Origin of the sequence: Paenibacillus sp. FSL R5-0407, from assembly GCF_038009185.1 — a bacterium.
GTDB classification, from domain to species: Bacteria; Bacillota; Bacilli; order Paenibacillales; family Paenibacillaceae; genus Fontibacillus; species Fontibacillus vini.
On sequence record NZ_JBBPAX010000001.1, the window covers coordinates 2,171,707 to 2,188,794 of the forward strand.

The following is a 17,088-nucleotide window of genomic DNA, read 5'->3' on the forward strand; positions in this document are numbered from 1 at the left end:
CGGCGGTATAGGGAGCTTCCCCATACCGCCGTTATTTATGGCTTCATTGCCGTTTCCTTACCCGCTGTTACGCACGCCGGTCCTAATAACGATCCGATTCGTGGCCCATATCTTCCGACTTCTTCAACGCCTCGTCCGCGGCCGCCGTGCTGACATGATCATTTCCTTCCCGCTTGATTCGATCCAAACCGTCTTTTACCCGCTTGCCGTAGTCCTGGTCCGCCTGCATGAAATGGCTGATCCAGGTTTCCTGGATCTCGGGCTTGCAAATTTTCAGGTTGTTCACCAAATTGGAAATCAACTCATCCCGTTCTACATCATCGAAAGACCGATAGGTTTGCCCCGCTTGTCCAAAGTCGTTAGTACGGTCAATTTTCTCTCTCACCAGTCTTGTATCGTAATGCGGTTCGTGATCTCCGCTTACGGTTGGCCCTTATTCGTCATAACATTCCATGAGAAAAACCCGCCTCCCCATGCGGGGAAGCGGGTTTACTATGAATTGCCGCAAGTTCATGCAAAATGAACCTATCCACTTATGCTACTAAAATTTCAACCGGTAAATCGCCTTGTTCTCCAGCCCTCGAATGAAAGGAGTCCAGTCTTCGGTATCCGGCGTCGTATTCAAGGCATCCTCTACCATTTGCAGCTTGGCGTCCATGGCATCGATAAAATGAAGCGCCACCGCTTCCGCCATCTGCGGCTGAACCGGGCTGCCCCATTCGCCAAGATTGTGATGCGACAGCACCAGATGCTGCAGTCCCAACACCTTCGGCGACTCCGTTCCGATGCCCAGCCGTACGGCGGCTTCGGTGATCCAGTTGGACGCCATCGAAATGTGTCCGACCAGCTTGCCTTGGACGCTATACTCGGACACGATGCCGAGCTGTGCCACCATCTCCTCCGGTTTGGCGATATCGTGCAAAATAATGCCCGCCTTCAATAAGTCTTCGTTCAGGAACGGCCGTTGCTTGCATATGAACTCGCCGAGCTCCAGCATCCGCACCATATGGTAGGCAAGACCGCCGAAGTAGGCGTGATGATGGCTCTTCGCCGCAGGGGCGTGTTCGAGCTTCTCCTCCACTTTTCCGACGCAAAATGTAACAATATCCTTGATTTCCTGATCTGAAATATCGGCAATAACTTGCTTTATCGTATGAATGAGTTCCGTAGATGAAATCGGAGCGGAGCGGATAAAATCCGTCAGTTTAACCCCGTCCTCCGGCTTCGCCGGGCGGATTTGCAAGATTTTAACCTGCAATCGGTCACGATAGGTTTGAACAAGCCCCTTCACCTTCACAAGTCCCATCGGGAAAAAGGCTTCTTTATCGACCGAGGAGGCATCCCACAGCTTCGCCGGCAGCTCTCCGGTTCCGTCGGCCAACACGATATCGAGATAATCCTTCGGCGGCGTGGCATTGGTCTGTTTGACCTCTACCTCCTTAAGCAGATAAAAACCAACAAATTCATCTTGATTCACCAGTTGTCTAATCAAAGTCACGCTAGATTCCCCCACTAAAATGATAGTTTCATTATACTACGGGGAAAGAAGGATGGCATGTCATTTAGCGAGAACAAGGCTTAAGGATAAACCACCACATAATTGCCAACCTCATAATATTCCGCGTCCTCCGCCAGCTCGGGGGCATATTGATAGAACACTTCGGAAATGGCGTCCAGCACTTCGTCTTCATCGAGATCCGTAGCCAGACGAAGCGATATCCATTCATCTCCTGCCTGAAGTCCTTCTACAAGCTTCGCCTTAAATTCCTGAAGCGACTTAACCTCCAGCCCATGGACGACATAATAATCATTCGCGTTACTTTTTCCCTTGAAATTTGAGAGCTCGCTGTCCAGCATATAATCCTTATCGAAATGAAAATTCAGCTTGGCGGCCTCCGCGTCATTTGCATTGTAGAGATAATAAGGCACTCCGGCATTCGTCGCTCCATTCGTGGCGTCGACGTTCAGCCACTCTTCCCCGATCTTAACCTTGTTCCAGGCATGGGGAACGTCGTCCAGCGTCCCGGTGACGATGATATTGTCGATCCCCGCAAGGTCCCCAAGCATTTTGTATGCATACGCATAGCTCATACAGACCCCTTGCTTCTCCACCATGACTCCATAGGCAGTATATGCATCGATAAATTCATCATCCACATATTCGAAGTCGTGCAATTCGGAATTTTCATATGCATCGTCATCATACACCGCGTTTTCGTCCAGATAATTGTATAAAGCCATCCGCTTCTCTTCTTCGGTCATTTCTGCTTTAAGCGTGGAGGCTATAATTTGCCGGGCTGCCTTCAGCGTTTTGAATTGCTTGTTTTTCATTGTTTTCTGAGAGTCATGATAAGTAATATGAAGAGTTTCACTAAAAGGGCTGTACCTGTAGTTTTTAACCCCCATGATCATCGGGTTTTGAAAATACACTTTATTCACCGTATCGTAAAGTAATTCCGTATCCTCGGTCTCAGGGAAAGCTCTAAGCGGAACTTTACGCTGCCCGTCAATCATGAACCTGGCAAGGTATTCTTCCAGCGCAGAATCCGCGTTTAGTTCCATTTCGTTAAGAATGTCCGAATCCGGAACCCGTTGCCGGTCCCATTTGTCGTTTGTTTTGTCCGCTTCCTTCCTTTTATCATCGGCATGTCGTTCCTCCCAGCTCTTGATATCAGGGACACGGGAATTCCCGATTACCGGTGAACTCCGGAAGGCTTCCAATTCCTCCGGTGGCAGATTGGCCTGCCTGTCTTTCAATTCTCCGATTTTCTTCTCGGTAATGTCCGTGATGTACAAGATGCCTCTAAGAGCTGTTCCCGAAATCCTGTAATAAACTCGAGTCCCGTAATCTTTCTCCCTCGGAGCTCTCAGTCTTGATGTATCGTACAAGATATCCCGCTTGGTCAAAGCACCGTCAATATACTCGACCTGAACGGCTGCAGGCAGATCTTCCGCATGTTCCAAGCTGAGCAAACGCTCAAGATCATCATCCTGTATCTTCTTTGGCAGTTGTCCGGACAGAGCATGCGTGTTTACGGGGTTGCTGAAGCTGGATTCCTTATCCCCAATAATTGCAGTCACATAATAATCGCCATTCACGATCCCGTTTTGGGAATAAATCTCTTCATTGTCCGATGCAAAAAATCCGCCGTTCCCGTTTTGTCCAAAATCATCAAACTCAGTTTTCGATTCCATACCTATAAGGATGGGGTAGTTGCCCTCATATCCTTGCTCAGGTCCGGCATTCGGCAGATTTTCCTTTCCATTCTTCTCGTTTCCAAAAACATTATATATGTGGTAACTCTCGGCTCCGGGAACCGGTTTCCACATTAATTTTAACCGGCCGTCTTTGCCGATTTTATAAGAAAGCTCAGGTACCGGCACCCCGGTATCCACCTCAAAAGGAATAATTAGCGGCTTATCCAGCTTCAAAGGCGAAGATGATTCCAGGTCATAATTGATCCGGATATAATAGGCTGAAGCGTTTCCCCATTGCTTTTCTCCTGCCTCGTAAGTGTATGAGGAACTCAGGACTCCGAATAACGGTGGAGAAACGGTAATGGTAGTCGGACCATAGGTATAATCTTCAAGCTTAACCGGAGAATCTATTTTGCTTTGCGGCTGGGCGGCCGGATCGGTATGGACAGATATGATGTCTCCAAGCGGGATATTTTTACTGAACTTGGATTCGAACCGGATACGAAAGACTTCATCCGCCGACACCTTGCTAAGTGCCCCGGGACCTTGGATCTCTGTTATTGAAGCGTTGTATCGAGACTTTAAATCCGCTACCGTTAAATTCCCCGTAATCGGAGCAACGGCCTGCTCCGCCCGCTCTTCGCGCTGCTGCTCCTGTTCGCTCTGCTGCTCCTGTCCTCCTGTACCATCTTCCAGCGCAAGTTCATATTCCGTTTCAAAAAAAGGCTTGAGCACCCCGGCAGCATCGGTGACGATATCTTCGGCCATCCGGTCGGCCCACTGACAACCGGTCAGAGAAAAACAGAAGGCCAAGATAAGCATCACTTTTCTCAAATTGATCATTTTGCTCCGCTTCCTCCGATCATTAGCGCTGTCAGAGATATTATACATAGGAAGGGAAATACTGTATATAATTAGAACTTCTATACTGCACGGTTCATGCTAAAACCCCCGGGCCTAATCACCCGGGGGTTTTGCTTTACAACAGATTTATCTGCCTGCAGCTTCCAATGCCACTTTGACGGCATCGACCACTTTGCCCGACAACGCTTTAACCGCATCGGTATCTCCGAATGCGGCCGGACGGTATGCGTATTTATGCATAACCCCGGTCGTCGGCGTTTCAAATTCCTGCTTCACGAACAACTCATCCGCCGACAATTTGTCGGCAGCTTTGATTTTGCCGTTCGCATCCAGATAGAATACTTCCATTTTAAACGGTACGTTCTTCTCTACCGTAACCATGACATACACCGATTTGTCGGCATTTGTACCGGCAAAGATTCCGTTGGCGTACGCCGTTTTATAGGATTCGGCAATCTCAGCCTTTTTGTACGCCCGATCCACCGCTGCACTGAATGCCTTGCTGCTGCTGGTTGCGCCGGATACGGCATCCACTTCGGCTGCGTTTTCCCGGGTAACGGCGAGGAGATAGTTGCTCTCGAGGATCGGAATCGCTCTTACTACATCCGCGTACGCCGATGCGCCCCGATCCTGGAGATCGACGCCCACACGGAACAAGTCGATACCGACAATGTTTCCGTTCCGGAGCGTAACGTCCGCACGGTTAGTTCCCTTATCATACGCATCGCCGTATGCGGTGAACTTGCCATCTTTATAATTGCCCTGAACCTTGGAAGCATTTTGCAACGCATCCGCAAATGCCGCTTTGGCTGCGGCGGACACTACCTCTTGGCCTGGGATCAAAGCAAGATTATTTCCCTTCTTGATCAGGCCTTCGCTTAAAGTGGCGATCGTCGTCTTTTGCCCTTCCGTCAAGTTCTCTTCTTTGATCAGCTTGCCATCTTTATCGAACAGGTGAATCGTTACTTTGGTTACTTTGTCGCCATGGAAATCGGCCAGCACCAATGCTTGGGACCGGTTATCCACGCCGGCAAACGTGCCTTCAAAATACTTGTGGCCGTCAGGGGTTTTAAGTGCCTTTTCAAAGGCTCTTTCCACGGCTTCGTTCCAGCTGTGGCTGCTTTCCGTCGCACCGGAAATGGCGTCGGTATCGCTGTAATTCTCAATGTAAGAACCGTTGGCAAGCAGCTTAGCAACCATAGGCGCATTCGCCTTAACCACTTCGGCATAAGCGGTTTCTCCGCGGTCGATCAGATTGGAGCCCAATCTGTACAGCTTCACGTCAACCAGCTTGCCGTTGCGGATGTACACGTCCGCTCTCTCCACCCCTTTGTCCCGGGCGGCTCCGTAAGCGGAATAAAATCCGTCTACATATTTTGAAACGTTGTTAATCTTCGCGTTTTGGTCTGCGTCCCAGAAAGCTTGGATCGCTGCTTTAAAGTCTGCTTCCAGACCTTTGGCGGCTACGGCGTTAGTTCCCCGGTAAAGCAGTTCGCTTGCGATAAGGTACACTGTTTTTGCCTGTTCGGGAGTCATCGCGGCTTCTTCCACCGCTTCCCCTTTCTCATTTAAAGGGTATACTTTCACGCCAAGCAGTTTTGTTTTATCGTATTTGGCAAATACCATATATTTACCTGCAGGGTCAACACCCATATGCTCTCCTGCAAAATAAACCTCGCCCGCAGGCTTCTCTGCCTGTGCTCTTGCAAACGCGCGATCGACCGCCAGCTTCCAACCGTTGCTGGAACGCGTTGCGCCGGAAACGACGTCAACCTCAGCCGCTTGTTCCCGTGTCTTGCCTCGGAAACTGGTCTCCATCGGCTCATAAGCCTGCCAAAGCCCGCTGTAATTGATCCGAACATCCCGGTCGATCAGCTTCGGACTCGTTCTCAGAAGCTCCACATCGGCGACCTTTCCGTCCTTGATCGTAACCTTCGCGCCTTCCGTTCCTTTCGAATAAGCATCCCCATAGGTTACATAAACGCCGTCTTGATATGGATTTTTAACTGTTTCTACAGCCGCGGGGGTTTTAGTCTCTGTCTTGGCTGCATCCTTTACCGCTGGAGTAGTCGTTTTGCTGGCAGCCGGCTTGGTTGTGGTCGTCTTGGTTGTGGTCGTCTTGGTTGTGGTCGGCTTAGTTGTGGTCGGCTTAGTTGTAGTTTTGGTTTCCTTCTTCGTTGTCGGTTTGGTTTCCGGTTTTGTCGTCTTGGCAGGGGTTGATTCCTTGGCCGGCGTCGTCTCGGCTTCCGAGGCGGCGGATACAACGTCGATGTTCGAGATCTTGATCGGAGACAAGTCAACGGTCATGACCAGCGAAGACAACACCATCGTCGCGCAAACTGTTAAAGCAACTATCTTCTTCAAACGCAATCCTCTCCTTTTAAATAATTCAAAATTATGTACCGTTCTGTGTTGCTAATTAATCCGAACTGGCTCGCCCCTTCCTTTTCAAGCCTTCCTCCGTCTGTCGAGCACCTTACTTAAAACGAGTGAATTATTTCACATTCATAAGCATCGTAATATGCTCCTCCAAGCGGTTTCGATTTATGATACTGAATATCCCTCGTCCATAGCTGTACCTAAAATCACAAGGTGCGCAACATAAATCACTTTTCTTGTTAAAACATGTAATTTAAAAGCTTTCACACAGGCAAAAGGCAGCCCCTTATCTCTAAGGAAGCTGCCTTGCCCACCCGATCATTCTCAGATCTTTTAATCCGTTTACTCCAGATTTCCAATCGCTATCCAAGTAATAAAGCCATAATTGATATGACTTTCCTTAATCTTCGTTACTTCGAGCACCGCCATTTCCGGTGTCTGTTCTTTCAAAGTAACGTAATAGGCCGGTTGATTGGTCATGGCGACAAGCACATATTGCGAGTTTGAAAATGGCTGTTCGAACATCACCGTAACTTCCACGGACATTTCATTCTTGATCACCATGAACGCGCACATTCCGAACTGCTGCATCGCCGGCTGATCGGTCAAAGTTTGTACGGGTGTAATAGCCAAATGTTCCGGTTTAACGGATTGATGACCCAGCGCTACAGCATTCACGGCTCCCGGCTGCAAGTGCTCGGCACCGATGGAGCCAGGCTGCAGGCTATCCCCGCTAATCCCTTCTTCCGGCAGCAATCCGTCACGCTGTAAGTCGGATGACAAGTGCCACGCTGTCACCGCGCCCGGTTCAATATGGAGCGATTGTACGGCGGCCTCGGCAAGATGTTCTCCCTCGACGACTCCCTCGCTTAAATGCTGCGACCCAATCACGCCGCTGCCCAAATGCGAGGCAAGTACCGCTCCGCTCTCCAGGTGCTGGCCGGATATGGCATTCATTCGTATATGATCCGGTCCGACGGACCGATGGCTCAACACCTCGGAATTCACGGCTCCCGGCTGCAGATGCCCCGTGCCGATCGATTCCGGCTGTAGGTCGGATCCGCTGATCCCACCCTCCGGCAGCAATCCGCCTTGCCGCAGATCCGCCGATAAATGCTCCGAAGTCACCGAATCCAATCCGATTTGACCGGATCCCACGGCGCCTTCCGCGAGATGCCTTGCCTCGATCACGCTGTTTGCCAAATGCTGAGGCTGAACCGCTCCGTTGCTTATATGATGCTCCAGCACCGCACCTTTCGTTAAATGCTGACCATATACGGCGTTCAATTGCAGATGATCCGGTCCTACGGACTGATTGCCCAAAACTTTGGCATCCACGGAAGATGCCTGCAAATGTTTCCGGCCGATGGAACCTGGCTGCAGATTCGCTCCGCCGATCCCTTCTTCCGGCAGCAGTCCTTCCCGCTGCAAGTCGGCAGATAGATGCTCGGTCGTTACGACACCCGGAGCAATATGAAGAGACTGAACCGCGGCTTCCGCAAGATGCGACCCTTGCACGGTCTCTGCGGACAAATGTTCCGGCTGAATTGCTCCTTTATCGATATGCTGCCCGAGCACCGCGCCTAGCGCTAAATGCTGGCTTGATACCGCATTTCCCTGCAAATGTTCGGCCCCCACCGAGCCTTCGCCCAGTACCTCGGCATCTACGGCACCCGCTTGTAAATGCTGACGGCCGATGGCTTGCGCTTGCAGATCCGCTCCGCTGATCCCTTCTTCCGGCAGCAACCCTGTACGCTGCAAATCAAAAGACAGATGCTCGGTCGCTACTGTACTCGGCGCGATATGAAGAGACTGCACCGCGGCTTCCGCAAGATGCAAGCCTTCCACAGACCCTGCGGACAGATGTTCTGGCTGAATTGCACCTTTACCGATATGCTGTCCGAGCACCGCACCCGACTCCAAATGCTGACTGGATACCGCATTTGCCTGCAAATGTCCGGCGCTCACGGAGTCGTCGCTCAGTACCAAAGCATCCACGGCTCCCGCTTGTAAATGCTGGCGGCCAATGGCTTGCGCTTGCAAATCCGCTCCGCTGATCCCTTCTTCCGGCAGCAACCCTGTACGCTGCAATTCAAAAGATAGATGCTCGGTAGTTACAGAACTCGGCGCAATATGAAGAGACTGTACTGTGGCTTCCGCGAGATGCAAGCCTTCCACAGACCCCGCAGATAGATGTTCAGGCTGAATTACACCTTTACCGATATGCTGTCCGAGCACCGCACCTGACTCCAAATGCTGATTGGATACCGCATTTTCCTGCAAGTGTTTAGCGCCCACCGAGCCGTTTCTCAGTACCTCGGCATCTACGGCTCCCGCTTGTAAATGCTGGCGGCCGATGGCTTCTGCTTGCAAATCCGCTCCGCCGATCCCCTCTTCCGGTAGCAATCCTTCGCGCTGCAACTTGAAAGATAAATGCTGGGTCGTTACAGAACTCGGCGCGATATGAAGAGACTGCACTGCGGCTTCCGCAAGATGCGACCCTTCCACGGCCTCTGCGGACAGATGTTGCGGCTGGATGGCTCCTTTGCCAATATGATGTGCGAGCACGGTGCCTGGCGTTAAATGCCGGCTGGATACCGCATTCGCCTGCAAATGTTCGGCGCTAACTGATTGATTACTCAGTTTTTCGGCATCTACGGCTCCCGCTTGTAAATGCTGACGGCCAATAGCTTCCGTTTGCAAATCAGCTCCGCTGATCCCCTCTTTCGGCAGCAGTCCTTCTTGCTGTAATTCGAAAGATAGGTGCTGGGTCGTTACGACACCCGGAGCGATATGAAGAGACTGCACTGCGGCTTCCGTGAGATGCGAGCCTTCCACGGAACCTGCGGACAGATGTTGCGGCTGAATTTCCCCCTTACCGATATGCTGTCTGAGCACTGCACCTGGCGCCAAATGCCGGCTGGATACCGCATTTGCCTGCAAATGTTCGGCTCCCACGGATTGATCGCCAAGTACCTCGGCATCTACGGCTTTCGCTTGTAAATGCTGGCGGCCGATAGCTTCCGCTTGCAGATCCGCTCCGCCGATTCCCTCTTCCGGCAGCAGTCCGTTCCGGCGTAAGTCGGCGGACAGATGCCTGGACGTTACCGCGTTCTGTCCGATATGGCCGGATTGTACCGCATCTTCTGCGATATGGCTTCCTTGAACGCTGCCGCTGGCCAGATGCCGGGACTGAACATTGCCTGCCGCCAAATGCTGGCTTTGAACCGCTTCATCCGTAAGATGATAACATTGCACCGACTGCAGTTTAAGATGCAATGCGCCTACCGATTCGCTTTGCAGCACTTCGCCGTCCACTACACCCTTTTGAAAATGCTGGCGGCGAATTGAGCCGGGTTGGAGATCCGCTCCCCCGATTCCTGCTTCCGGCAGCAACCCGTCCTTCTGGAGCTCCGGTGACAAATGTTCAAGCGTTACAGCATTCAGCCCAATATGGCGGCTTTCAATGACCTGATCGCCGATAAGGCTTCCACTCACACTGCCCGCTGCTATATGGCGGGCATCCAACGTCGCTTCTGCCAGATGCTGACCCCGAATCGCGGAATCGGCTACATGTTGGCTCTGTACGGCTTGCGGCTGAATATGAGCGGAGCCAATTGATTTTTCCTTCAGAACATCGGCATCTACGATTCCCTTCTGCAAATGGGCACGCTGGATCGAAGCCGGTTGAAGATCTGCGCCGCCAATTCCATCTAACGGCAATAATCCTTCCTTTTTCAAGGCGTCAGACAGGTGCTCTCTATTTATCGTTTCCGCCAATATATGACGGGAATCCACCGCCCCGGTCGAAAGATGCACCCCTTCCACGCTGTTCCCACCCAAATGACGGGATTGAACCGAGCCTGCCGCCAATTTATCAGAGGACACCGCCTCATTCTGAAGCGAGCGTTCCGAGACAGCTTCGGTAGCAAGGTGCGGCTCCTGGATCGCGCCGAACCTCACTTGTTCCGCTCCGACCGAGTCTGGAGCGAGATGCCGGTTCTCCACAGCGTTGTCGGCTACACTTTCGGACTGGACCGCGCCGACCGAAAAATGCCGGGATTCCAGGGAACCCTCCGCAATTTTGGGCCCGCTGATGCTCCCTTCGGCCAGCTTGGGCGCGGTTACCGCCAGATCATTTAATTTGTCGGTAGTGACGCTCTCCGGCGACAGCTTCAGAGAAGTAACGGCATGGTCTTGCAAATGCCACGAAAAGATAGAGCCGTTACTGAGATGCTCCTCCCGGATCAAACCTGTCTGAAGGAGGCTGCTGTCTATGCTGTTCTCAGCCAAATGCACACGGGAGACGGATCCCGGCAGGATATGCCTGGAGGAAATTTGCTCCGAACCTACGACAGTTCCGGTCACCGAGCCGGGAGCAAGCTTACTTTCCGTGATCGAGCCGTCGGCGATTTTGGTATTCGTTACACTGCTGTTTTGCAGCTGCCTTTCGCTGACCGCTCCTGGCGCTATGTGGCTCTCCAGAATTGACGACCCTGCAATTTTCTCCCTGGATACGGATCCCCTTGCCAAATGCCGATCTTGAATCGCTTCTGCGGCAATTTGTTCTCCCCCCACCGAGCCTGGGACCAAATGATAGGAGGTTACGGATTCCAGTGCCAGCTGGGGCCCTTGAACGGCAGATTTGGCAAGATGGCGGGTCTGCACCGCTTCATCGGCGATTTTGTTCGGCAAAATACTCTGATCGGCGATTTTGGACGAAGTAATCGCTTGATCCACTACCTTAGAGGTGCCCACGGATTGATCGGACAGCTTTGTGGACAGGATGCTTTTATTCGCCAGATGCTTTCCATGAATTTCACCGCTGCCAATCTGTTCCTCACCGATGCTCCCGGGCTTCATATGGAATGATTCCACCGAGCCGGGGGCGAGGTGACGGGCCTGAATGATCTGGTCCTCCAGATGATGGGAATTTATAATTCCATCGCGGAGTTGTTCGCCGCTAACACTTAACATAGCCAGGTGTTCATTGCTGATCATCCCCGGAGCCAGGTGGCGGACGGTGATGGCATTCTCAGCCAGATGCCTGCTCTCCACTGCTCCTTCCTGCAGTTTGGCCGCTGTAATCGCTCCGTCCCGGACTTTAGTTGACGTAACGGAGAACTCCCCTAATTTCGACGTGTCCACCGCTCCGTTTTCCAGGTGAATCGACCGGATCGCCGAGCTGCGGATTTTGTCTGAAGTTACGGCTTGATCCTGGAGCAGATCCGTAGTAACGATCCACTCGCTTAAATGACGACTCTGGATCGCGCCGTCCGCGAGCTTGCTTCCGTCAATAATTCCGTCCGCCAGCTTGTGGCTGGTGATGCTGCCATCCTCCAGTTTGTTCCCGCCGATCGAGCGGTCCCGGACATTCCTACCCTCCACGGCTCCGTCGACCAGATGGTCGCCCCGAACGGACAAGGGAGCTATTTTGGAGGCTACGATGGCTCCGTCTGCGATTTTGCTGCCGAGCACCGCATGGTCGGCGATCCAGGCCGATCCGATGGCCCCCAACTTTATTTTGCCGGAATCGATCGTATAAGGTGCGATCTTATCCCCAGTAACGGCAGCGTCCGTCAGATCGGCCGTATAAATTATGCCGCCGTTGGATTCAGGAGACTGTTTCTCTTCAAGAATGGATTCCAGTTCCTGCAAATGCTTCTGCTGCGACGGATTAAGCTCCCCGGGGGTTTTACTCAATTGTTCATCAAAAGCATCGATTTCAACATCGTTTGTAAGATCGTTTACAACATCAATTTCAACTTCCTCTTCGTCTTCAGCTTCATTCACAATTTCCTTCAATGTTTTGTCCGTGAAATCCCCTACAAGGATCTCATCTTCGATTACTTCCAAAACGGGAGGGGAGTGGTGGATCTTCAACTCCTTTTCCAGGTCAGATGTAAACCCGGTCTTTCCTTTTTCCAGCAAGGTCAACTCGTTTATTTCCGGATTATCCACGTAATAGAGCGTCTTTTTGGGTCTGCTCGGTTTCGTGGTTCTGTTTCGCTTTTTCAGAGCCGTCCTCTCCTTTGCCACAAGATAATCATCTTTGGCATCATATGCGGCGGAATGGGCCCTTGTCACAGCTTCTCTAAGGCACCGCAAAAAAGCAACGGGATTTCTTCGCGATACGGTCCTTATTCCACAAATTCGCTGGGAGAAATTCTGATTATTTCAAAAAAAAGACCGGCCCTCCGCTGCTCTCGCAGCCTACGGACCGATCCCTGCATTTCTGTATTATTGCTCTCTTACCCACACCGTCATTTCGCCTTCACCGCGATTGGCCCAGGCATAATAAGGAATAAACTTGACGGTTGCCTGCTTCATCCCAAGCGCCGGCTCCGGACTATATAGACCGCCGCTCCATTCTTCATCCCGCAGCCGCAGGCCCTCGGCGCTTATTGCTACAACGCCGCCAAGAAGCTCCTCTTCCTTCGCTGCCTTCAGCTCCGCATCCCGCGGCAGCACGACCTCGTGCAAGTCCGGCCCGTTATCCGCCTGTTCCAGGCAATAGACGAGAGGTCCTCTTTGCAGTGCAACCTTCCCCGCATTGGCGCGGACCGAAGGATGGCTGTGCATGCGAAGTACCGGCATTTCCAGACGAAGCTCCAGCACATCACCGGACTGCCACTCCCGCTCGATTCGTGCATAACCGTTCACTACCGTGTTATCGCCCAGCGGATACGCCGAGCCGTTCAGCAGAAGCGATGCCTGTTTGCACCAGCCCGGAATCCGTACGGCCAAAGTAAACTTTTCACCGGCCTGTTCCGGGAACACTTCCAGCTTAATCTCGCCATCCCACGGATAATTCGAAGCCTGTTTCAACGTAACCTTGCTCTCTCCAAGCTCAAGCGCCGCTTCCCCGCCAATATAGAGATGCGTATAAATGGTGTCCCCTTGTACCGTATAGATATACTCTCCCAAAGAAGCCAGTAACCGTGCCACGTTAGGCGGACAGCAGGCACAGCCGAACCATTCCTGGCGCACCGGCTTGACATGGTCGTATTTGTGGTTTGCTCCGCCGCAAGCCTTCGGATCGACCTCCAGTGGATTAACGTAGAAGAAATGCTTGCCGTCTCTGGACATGCCGCCGACTACCGTGTTGTACAGAGCTCTTTCCATCACGTCGGCAAATTGCGATTCGGGAGCGAGCTTCAACATCCGTTGGGCAAAGAAGATCAAACCGATCGAAGCGCAAGTCTCCGCATACACCGTGTCGTTCGGCAGATCGTAATCGAAGGAGAAGGCTTCTCCCTGCGGCATGGAGCCTACGCCGCCCGTAATGTACATTTGCCGGGAAACGATGTTGTCCCACAGCTTGCGGCAGGCCGCCAGCAAGGATTCATCTCCCGTTTCGGCCGCCACGTCCGCCATCCCCGTCAGCATATAAAGCAGGCGGACCGCATGGCCGATCGCCGTCTCCTGCTCCCTCACCGGCAGATGCGACTGGTTGTATTCCAGATCGATCGCCTCATTGCCTGACGGCCAATGGGTTTTCCCGCCGCGTTCATCCAACTGAATTTGATAAAAACTCGGCTTTTGCCCCCGTTGATCCAGAAAATAACGACTGAGCTGCAAATATCGCTCATTTTCGGTCACCTGATACAGCTTGACCAACGCCAGCTCAATTTCCTGGTGTCCGTCATACCCTGCCAGTTTCCCAGGCTCGGTTCCGAACACGGAATCAATGTGATCGGCGAACCGGCTTACAACGTCCAGCAGCTTTCTTTTTCCTGTAGCCCGGTAATAAGCCACCGCCGCCTCGATCATATGTCCCGCACAATACAACTCATGGCATTCCGCCAAGTTGGTCCATCTTTGACCGGGTTCTTTGAGCGTGAAATACGTGTTCAGGTAGCCGTCCTCATGCTGGGCCTGTTCGATAATGTCGATCAACCCGTCCGCGATTTCCTCCAATGCCGGATCCGGCTGCAATTCTAGCAAGTAAGCTACCGCTTCAAGCCATTTGGCGATATCGCTGTCCTGGAACACCATACCGTAAAAATCGCCTTGCTCCAGACCCGCCGCTATTTTAAAGTTGCGTACGGCTCCGCTTGGTTCCGCACCGCTCACCCGGTCGTTCAGCGCATCCCATTGATAAGGGACAACCACCTCGCGCACCAGTTTAATGTAATAATCCCAGAATTCATCTTGAATCTTCACTTGGTTTAAAGGCACTCTTGCAGAGTGAATACTTTGTTCAGCTCCCGTTCCGCACATAACTCAGAGGCCCTCCTTCTTTTGAAATATCATACTGACAAGATTCATTCTATCGTATATATTTAATAAATAATACAAATGAGAGCAACCTATTATTTATAATTTTTCACACAAAGTGATGGTGAAGACAAACGTGATCAAAGCTGCTGAAATCGTCCATATCCCGGCTCCCCCGGCTCCTTATTTCCTGGAGTGCGGATATGCCGTTTATAATGCTGGTGATCAGCATCCCAACCGCAGTAACATCGGCGTTTTTGATTTGCTGTTTATCGAGAGCGGCACTATGTATATCGGCGAGGAAGACCGTCAATGGGAGCTGGGACCGGGGAAATCGTTACTGCTTCTACCGGACCGGTACCATTATGCCGTAAAGCCTTGCGAAGACCGGTGTACCTTTTACTGGCTTCATTTTCACACAATTTGCTCCTGGCAGGAAACCCCGTCCGAAATCCCGGCCGCGTTCCAGCCCGAAGAGCACTCCCGGACTTTCAAAACGTCGCCTTACACCATCCAGCTTCCTAAAATGTGGACTCTTCCTTACCCTGCCCAGACCTATCAGCTGATGGACCGGCTGCGTCAATACTCGGCAGAACGCCAATCCAGCGCGTATTGGTCCCAGCAGCAATCCTTCGAAGAACTGCTGCGCATGATGGACCTGCGCCAGTTGGAGCAAACCACTTCCCCCGTGGTTACCTTAGCCGAGCAAACGGAGGCTTATATCAGAAACAACTATCGGTCCGAGTTGACGAGCCAAAGCTTTTCAGAGGCATTGCATTTTCACTATAACTATATTACGCGGTGCATGAAGCAGATCTACGGCATGACGCCGAATGACTATTTGCTGCATTACCGGCTGGAACAGGCAAAACTGCTGCTGCTCAAAACGGAATGGCCGGTGGCGGAAATTGCCAAGGAGGTCGGCTTCAGGAACGCCCCTTATTTCTCTAACCGGTTCACCTTAAAAAACGGCTGTTCCCCTCAGCAATTCCGAAAACAATATTCCAGGTAGGAGCAATTCATTTTACACAAAAAAGCTGTTCCCCCCGCTCTTTACTCCGGGATTGGAACAGCTTTCAACTTTACGACAATATGACCGCCTAGCGGTATACGCTCATAGGCTGGTGGAACGGAACCTCACGATACATTTGCCCCAGCGTTTGCATCGTCTGTTCCGGAGCCGTCGCCACCGCATACCATCCTTTGCGGGCCATGTAGCTCCATACTTCAAACGCCTGGTGCGAGCACATCCGGAACGCATCCTCCAAAAATACCCGCAATTGAACCGTCGAGCACTCGAACGTGGACCACGCATATTCTCGGCCCGCCCGTTTCAGCGTAAGCAAATAAGAAGTCGCGATGCCGCGGTCGTCCAGTTGGGTCAGCTTAACCTGCGGCTGAATCGGCGTGTAAGCCGTCGGAGACGGAGCTGGCGAAGGAGCAGTAGCCGGATTCATGCTCAGCTGAGGCACGTTTAACTGGTCCCGGGAGCCTTGCATTTTTGACGCAAACTCTACCTTCATGTTGTAATCTTGAATATGCACGGCATAGTGGCGGGAGATCATATCCCGCAGTTCAGGATCCTGTGCCTGATTCAAAAACAAGGCCATACTTTGAATAGAGTTGGTGCAACTGAGCAGCAGTTCGTTCAATTCATGAGCTTCGTGGGCGCCTAATAGCAAAGTGCATTCTTCCTTTCGGTATATTAGGTTAATTTTCATTCCCACTTATTTTTTCTCTCTCCGCAGTTATTATCCCGGGTAACCTTCATAAGCAAAAAAAGGAACCCCGTATCCACGGAATTCCCATTTTCACTCTCATACCATTCTTATCCTGTTTTACCGAGCTTGGTAATCGTCTTCTGCTTGAGAGATGCTTCGCCCTCTATAGCTTTCTCTACATATTCAAATTCCACGGCATCGTCGGAGTTCAACCCGTCCGCTGTCCCCTGAACACTTTCACTCAATTGAAAAGATTCCGGCACCCCGTTCATCATAATTTCGGCGGAGTGACTGTCTTCAAGTCCTACCCAGGTTCCTTTTCCTTGCTTTGTTTTCGAAGTTTGCTCCGAATCAGGCTGCCCCGTGCTTGAGTTGCTTGAGTTGCCTGCGTTCGTACCATTCTCGTCAGTTGGCGATGAAGGATCTACATTGTTTCCGGAATTCCCGGCGTTTCCTGCGTTGCCGGAGTTCTCCACGTTCCCGGAATTTCCGGTGTTACCGGCGTTACCGTTGTTTTCGGCATTACCGGCGTTCCCCCCGCAAGCTGTAAGTGCAAGTGTCAGAACTGCTACCGCTGCAAAGGTCAGTATTTTTTTGTGTCTAGTCATAAGTAACACCTCCATAATAACGAACGAATGATTACTCTGAAAAGTTACAGGTTCCGTTAATGTAGCCTGCATAATCCGCTATAAAGATTAGGGCATTC

General features: G+C 51.7%; 9 protein-coding genes. 1 reads left to right on the top strand and 8 read right to left on the bottom strand.

All coding sequences use genetic code 11. The features are described 5' to 3' along the window. Positions 1 to 82: 82 nt before the first annotated feature. The 6 genes from NYE70_RS10375 to NYE70_RS10400 form a co-directional block, all read right to left on the bottom strand. The gene (locus NYE70_RS10375) at positions 83 to 385 is read right to left on the bottom strand and encodes a catalase-related domain-containing protein (protein WP_341045914.1); all 303 of its coding nucleotides are present in this window, start codon (positions 383 to 385) and stop codon (positions 83 to 85) included. A 156-nt stretch (positions 386 to 541) separates the two neighbouring features. Next, a complete protein-coding gene (locus NYE70_RS10380; protein WP_341045915.1) occupies positions 542 to 1,498 on the bottom strand; it encodes a 3'-5' exoribonuclease YhaM family protein in 957 nt (318 codons plus the stop codon). An 80-nt stretch (positions 1,499 to 1,578) separates the two neighbouring features. Further along, positions 1,579 to 4,041 (bottom strand): transglutaminase domain-containing protein, encoded by a 2,463-nt coding sequence (locus tag NYE70_RS10385; protein WP_341045917.1) that lies wholly within the window; start codon positions 4,039 to 4,041, stop codon positions 1,579 to 1,581. A 147-nt stretch (positions 4,042 to 4,188) separates the two neighbouring features. After that, positions 4,189 to 6,426 (bottom strand): FMN-binding protein, encoded by a 2,238-nt coding sequence (locus NYE70_RS10390; protein ID WP_341045918.1) that lies wholly within the window; start codon positions 6,424 to 6,426, stop codon positions 4,189 to 4,191. Positions 6,427 to 6,783: 357 nt separating this feature from the next. Next, positions 6,784 to 12,480 carry a WIAG-tail domain gene (locus NYE70_RS10395; RefSeq protein ID WP_341045919.1) on the bottom strand — a complete coding sequence of 1,899 codons (5,697 nt, stop codon included), beginning with the start codon at positions 12,478 to 12,480 and terminating at the stop codon, positions 6,784 to 6,786. Positions 12,481 to 12,681: 201 nt separating this feature from the next. Further along, the gene (locus NYE70_RS10400; protein ID WP_341045920.1) at positions 12,682 to 14,664 is read right to left on the bottom strand and encodes a glycoside hydrolase family 127 protein; all 1,983 of its coding nucleotides are present in this window, start codon (positions 14,662 to 14,664) and stop codon (positions 12,682 to 12,684) included. Positions 14,665 to 14,782: 118 nt separating this feature from the next. Here NYE70_RS10400 and NYE70_RS10405 point away from each other — a divergent pair, with 118 nt between their 5' ends. Next, positions 14,783 to 15,673 carry a helix-turn-helix domain-containing protein gene (locus tag NYE70_RS10405; protein WP_247681507.1) on the top strand — a complete coding sequence of 297 codons (891 nt, stop codon included), beginning with the start codon at positions 14,783 to 14,785 and terminating at the stop codon, positions 15,671 to 15,673. Between the two features lie 88 nt (positions 15,674 to 15,761). Here NYE70_RS10405 and NYE70_RS10410 read toward each other — a convergent pair whose 3' ends face one another. Both NYE70_RS10410 and NYE70_RS10415 read right to left on the bottom strand, forming a co-directional pair. After that, entirely contained in the window at positions 15,762 to 16,343 is a 582-nt protein-coding gene (locus tag NYE70_RS10410) for a spore coat protein (RefSeq protein WP_290406041.1), read from the bottom strand. Between the two features lie 146 nt (positions 16,344 to 16,489). Continuing rightward, positions 16,490 to 16,990 (bottom strand): hypothetical protein, encoded by a 501-nt coding sequence (locus tag NYE70_RS10415; protein ID WP_341045922.1) that lies wholly within the window; start codon positions 16,988 to 16,990, stop codon positions 16,490 to 16,492. Positions 16,991 to 17,088: the final 98 nt, after the last annotated feature.

Coding starts and splice junctions, on each gene's coding strand:
- NYE70_RS10400 (WP_341045920.1), bottom strand. CDS start 14,664: ATGTGCGGAACGGGAGCTGAACAAAGTATTCACTCTGCAAGAGTGCCT.
- NYE70_RS10405 (WP_247681507.1), top strand. CDS start 14,783: ATGGTGAAGACAAACGTGATCAAAGCTGCTGAAATCGTCCATATCCCG.
- NYE70_RS10385 (WP_341045917.1), bottom strand. CDS start 4,041: ATGATCAATTTGAGAAAAGTGATGCTTATCTTGGCCTTCTGTTTTTCT.
- NYE70_RS10415 (WP_341045922.1), bottom strand. CDS start 16,990: ATGACTAGACACAAAAAAATACTGACCTTTGCAGCGGTAGCAGTTCTG.